This is a genomic window from Phenylobacterium sp. (assembly GCF_024508875.1).
Classification (GTDB): domain Bacteria; phylum Pseudomonadota; class Alphaproteobacteria; order Caulobacterales; family Caulobacteraceae; genus Phenylobacterium.
This window is the reverse complement of record NZ_JANINU010000204.1, coordinates 1-4,058: the sequence shown is the minus strand read 5'-3', so window position 1 is coordinate 4,058 and position 4,058 is coordinate 1. Positions and strand designations below refer to the sequence as shown.

The 4,058-nt window shown below is 67.2% G+C and carries 5 protein-coding genes; 4 read left to right on the top strand and 1 reads right to left on the bottom strand.

Features of this window, described 5'->3' with window-relative positions; all coding sequences use genetic code 11:
• Positions 1 to 581: alpha/beta hydrolase (locus tag Q0L11_RS15055; protein WP_296598293.1), on the bottom strand; the 581-nt coding region annotated here is incomplete at its 3' end.
• 149 nt (positions 582 to 730) lie between these two features.
• Here Q0L11_RS15055 and Q0L11_RS15050 point away from each other — a divergent pair.
• The 4 genes from Q0L11_RS15050 to Q0L11_RS15035 are packed head-to-tail and all read left to right on the top strand — an operon-like array spanning position 731 to position 4,057.
• Positions 731 to 1,156 (top strand): Rrf2 family transcriptional regulator, encoded by a 426-nt coding sequence (locus Q0L11_RS15050; protein WP_296598291.1) that lies wholly within the window; start codon positions 731 to 733, stop codon positions 1,154 to 1,156.
• Positions 1,153 to 2,274: a cysteine desulfurase family protein gene (locus Q0L11_RS15045; RefSeq protein ID WP_296598290.1), complete on the top strand. Its 1,122-nt coding sequence runs from the start codon at positions 1,153 to 1,155 to the stop codon at positions 2,272 to 2,274. The genes Q0L11_RS15050 and Q0L11_RS15045 overlap by 4 nt, the downstream gene beginning before the upstream one ends.
• Positions 2,274 to 3,743, top strand: coding sequence for a Fe-S cluster assembly protein SufB (gene sufB / locus Q0L11_RS15040; RefSeq protein ID WP_296598289.1), 1,470 nt, complete (start codon positions 2,274 to 2,276; stop codon positions 3,741 to 3,743). The genes Q0L11_RS15045 and sufB overlap by 1 nt, the downstream gene beginning before the upstream one ends.
• A complete protein-coding gene (locus tag Q0L11_RS15035) occupies positions 3,740 to 4,057 on the top strand; it encodes a hypothetical protein (protein WP_296598288.1) in 318 nt (105 codons plus the stop codon). The genes sufB and Q0L11_RS15035 overlap by 4 nt, the downstream gene beginning before the upstream one ends.
• The last annotated feature ends 1 nt before the right edge of the window (position 4,058 follow it).

The following is a 4,058-nucleotide window of genomic DNA, read 5'->3' as shown; positions in this document are numbered from 1 at the left end:
TCCATCCAGAAGTGGCTGGCGCCCTCGACCACGTCGTAGTCGATCACGATGCCCTTCTGGGTGCGCAGCTTGGAGACCACGCGTTCCACGTCGATCGGCGGCACCACGGTGTCGTTCTGGCCGTGCAGGATCAGGCCCGAGGCCGGGCAGGGAGCCAGGAACGAGAAGTCGTAGGCGTTGGTGGGCGGCGAAACCGAGATGAAGCCGTCCGTCTCAGGGCGGCGCATCAACAGTTGCATGCCGACCCAGGCGCCGAAGGAATAGCCGGCGACCCAGCACTGGGAGGCAGCGGGATTCGTCGACTGTAGCCAGTCGAGGGCGGTGGCCGCGTCGGCCAGTTCGCCGATACCGCCGTCGAACTCGCCCTGCGAACGGCCGACGCCACGGAAGTTGAACCGCAGGACCGAGAAGCCGCGCTTCATGAACAGGTGGAAGAGCTGCACGGCCACGGGGTTGTTCATCTGACCGCCGGCCTTGGGGTGGGGATGCAGGATCAGCGCGACCGGCGCGGTCTCGCTCTTGCCCTGGGAATAGCGCCCCTCGATCCGCCCGGCGGCGCCGGTCAGAACCACTTCTGGCATACGAACCCTCTTCTCAGCCCAGAATACTTGACTGCTGTACTCGGTCTTCCTAAGTCGCAGCCATCCGGCGCGACCCCGCTTCGAGCGAGGCGGGGCTAATAACATAGGCCGCTCCGGATGCGCGCGAAAACTGCATTGGGCCCGAATCGATGCGTCTCTCCACGAAAGGCCGCTACGCCGTGATGGCGATGGCCGACCTCGCGCGGCGTGAGACCGACGCGGGGCGCGCTGTAGCGCTGGCGGATATCGCCGCGCGCCAGGAAATCTCGCTGAGCTATCTGGAACAGCTCTTCGCGCGGCTCCGCCGGGAGGGGCTGGTCAAGAGCGCACGCGGTCCGGGCGGCGGCTACCGGCTGGCGCGGGACGCGGCGGCGACCACCATCGCCGAGATCGTCCATGCCGTGGACGAGCCGCTGCGCGCCACCCGCTGCGAGAAGGCGAAAGGCTGCATGATCCGCGGCGAGCGGTGCCTGACCCACGACCTCTGGGCCGATCTGGGCGACAAGATCGAGGATTACCTGGCCTCGGTGAGCCTGGCCGATGTCATCGGCGGAAGGCTGCGCCGCGCCGCATGACCGTCTACCTGGACCATAACGCCACCACGCGCGTCCGCCCCGAGGCGGTCGCCGCGGTGACGCGCGCGCTGGAGACCGTGGGCAACCCCTCGTCGATCCACGCCGCCGGACGCGCGGCCCGGGCGATGATGGAGCAGGCGCGCGAGGCGGTGGCGGCGCTGATCGCCGCGCCTCCTCAGACGGTGATCTTCACCAGCGGTGGCACCGAGGCGAACGCCCTGGCGATTCAAAGTGCTGTCGCCACGGGTTCACGCCGCCTGCTAATTTCCGCCGTCGAGCATGACAGCGTTATCGAGACGGCAAAGGCGTCGGACGCGGCGGTGGAATACCTGCCGGTGAACGCGGCGGGCGTCGCCGACCTCGCGTGGCTGCGGGACCGGCTGGCGAACTGGGACGAGGGCGACGGGCGACCCTTCGTGGCGCTCATGCTGGCGAACAACGAGACCGGCGTGATCCAGCCGGTGGCGGAGGCCGCGGAGCTGGTGCGCGCGGCGAACGGCTGGCTGCACGTGGACGCCATCCAGGCGGCGGGCAAGATCCCAGTGGATAGCCGGGCCATCGGCGCCGACACGCTATCGGTCTCGGCCCACAAGCTGGGCGGACCCATGGGCGTGGGCGCGCTGACGTTCGGCCCGCGCGCGACCCTGGTGCGCATCCAGCACGGCGGCGGGCAGGAACGCGGCCGGCGGGCGGGAACCGAGAACATTCCGGGGATCGCCGGCTTTGGCGCCGCGGCTAAGGCGGCCTCCAGCGTGGGCGAGCCGGCTTGGCGCGATACGGCCGCCGAGCGGATGAAAGCTGCTGGGGCGGTGGTGCTGGGCGAAGGCGAGCCGAGGCTGCCGAACACCCTGTGCATTGCCGCCCTAGGCTGGGATGCCGACCGCCAGCTCATGGCTCTGGACCTGGCCGGTGTCATGGTCAGCGCGGGGTCGGCCTGCTCCTCGGGCAAGGTGAAGGCCAGCCACGTGCTGACCGCTATGGGGCAGGGCGAGATCGCCCCTGCGGCCATTCGCGTCAGCGGCGGCTGGGACACGACGGAAGAAGATTGGACGCGGTTCGCCGACGCGTGGCTGGAAGCTCATGCGCGCCACGAAGCCCGCCGTAAGGAAGTCGCCTGATGGCCGCCGTCAAACAAACCGTCGAACACGTCCAGAGCCTGGAGAAGTACAAGCACGGCTTCGTCACGGAGATCGAGCAGGACTTCGCGCCCAAGGGCCTTAACGCCGACATCGTCCGCTTCATCTCGGGCAAGAAGGACGAGCCCGAGTGGATGCTGGCCTGGCGGCTGGACGCCTTCGAGCGCTGGCTGGCGATGGACGAGCCCGATTGGGCCAAGGTCAGCTTCCCGAGGATCGACTACCAGGACGCCTACTACTACGCCGCCCCCCGCAAGAAGGAGGGGCCGAAGAGCCTGGACGAGGTCGATCCCGACCTGCTGGAGACCTACAAGAAGCTGGGCATCCCGCTGCGCGAGCAGGAGGTGCTGGCAGGCGTCGAGGGCGCACCGCGCTACGCGGTGGACGCCGTGTTCGACAGCGTCAGCGTGGTCACCACGTTCAAGAAGGAACTGGCCCAGGCTGGCGTCATCTTCTGCTCGATGAGCGAGGCGATCCGCGAGCACCCCGAGCTTGTGAAGAAATATCTCGGCTCTGTAGTGCCGGTCAGCGACAACTATTTCGCGTGCCTGAACAGCGCGGTCTTCTCGGACGGCAGCTTCGTCTATGTGCCGCCGGGCGTGCGCTGCCCGATGGAGCTCAGCACCTATTTCCGGATCAACGCCGAGAATTCCGGCCAGTTCGAGCGGACCCTGATCGTGGCCGACGCTGGGTCGTATGTCTCGTATCTGGAAGGCTGCACGGCGCCCATGCGCGACGAGAACCAGCTCCATGCCGCGGTGGTGGAGCTGGTCGCCCTCGACGACGCCGAGATCAAATATTCGACCGTCCAGAACTGGTACCCGGGCGATCCCGAGACCGGGAAGGGCGGCATCTACAACTTCGTCACCAAGCGCGCCGATTGCCGCGGCGATCGCTCGAAGGTGTCGTGGACCCAGGTGGAGACCGGCTCGTCGATCACCTGGAAGTACCCGTCGTGCGTGCTGCGCGGGAACGACAGCTCGGGCGAGTTCTATTCCATCGCCATCACCAACGGCCGCCAGCAGGCCGACACCGGCACGAAGATGATCCACTTGGGCGCCAACACCCGCTCGCGGATCATCTCAAAGGGCATCAGCGCCGGGAAATCGTCCAACACCTACCGCGGCCTGGTCTCGGCGCATCCGAAGGCCAACGGCGCGCGCAACTTCACCCAGTGCGACAGCCTGCTGATCGGCAAGCACTGCGCCGCCCATACGGTGCCTTACATCGAGGCGCGCAACGGCCAGTCGAAGTTCGAACATGAGGCGACCACCACGCGCCTGTCCGAGGACCAACTCTTCTACGCCATGCAGCGCGGACTCAGCCAAGAAGAGGCCGTGCAACTGCTGGTGAACGGTTTCGTCAAGGACGTGCTGCAAGAGTTGCCCATGGAATTCGCGGTAGAGGCCCAGAAACTGGTGGCCATATCGCTTGAGGGGAGCGTTGGATGACGACGGGGCGGCCGACTTACGAGGGCGAACAGACGGCGATCGACGCCGAGGGAAACATGCTGCGCGAGTGGGACGGGGTGATCCTGGTCCGTTCGCTGGCGGTAACTGCAGCGGGCAACTGCGATCCGGCGCCTACCGAGATTCCGGCTGGCGTGCGCGCCACAGCCATCACGCTGCTCGACCCCGACAAGGGGGTCTTCGACCTGGAGTGCTATCTCGACGAGACGGGCGAGACCTATGCTTTCGCGCACGGGGTCGGGGCCGACGTGCGGGTGGTCGAGAAGATCGAGGACAAGAAGGCGGTGGAGCTGTGAC

Coding starts and splice junctions, on each gene's coding strand:
- Q0L11_RS15035 (WP_296598288.1), top strand. CDS start 3,740: ATGACGACGGGGCGGCCGACTTACGAGGGCGAACAGACGGCGATCGAC.
- Q0L11_RS15045 (WP_296598290.1), top strand. CDS start 1,153: ATGACCGTCTACCTGGACCATAACGCCACCACGCGCGTCCGCCCCGAG.
- sufB (WP_296598289.1), top strand. CDS start 2,274: ATGGCCGCCGTCAAACAAACCGTCGAACACGTCCAGAGCCTGGAGAAG.
- Q0L11_RS15050 (WP_296598291.1), top strand. CDS start 731: ATGCGTCTCTCCACGAAAGGCCGCTACGCCGTGATGGCGATGGCCGAC.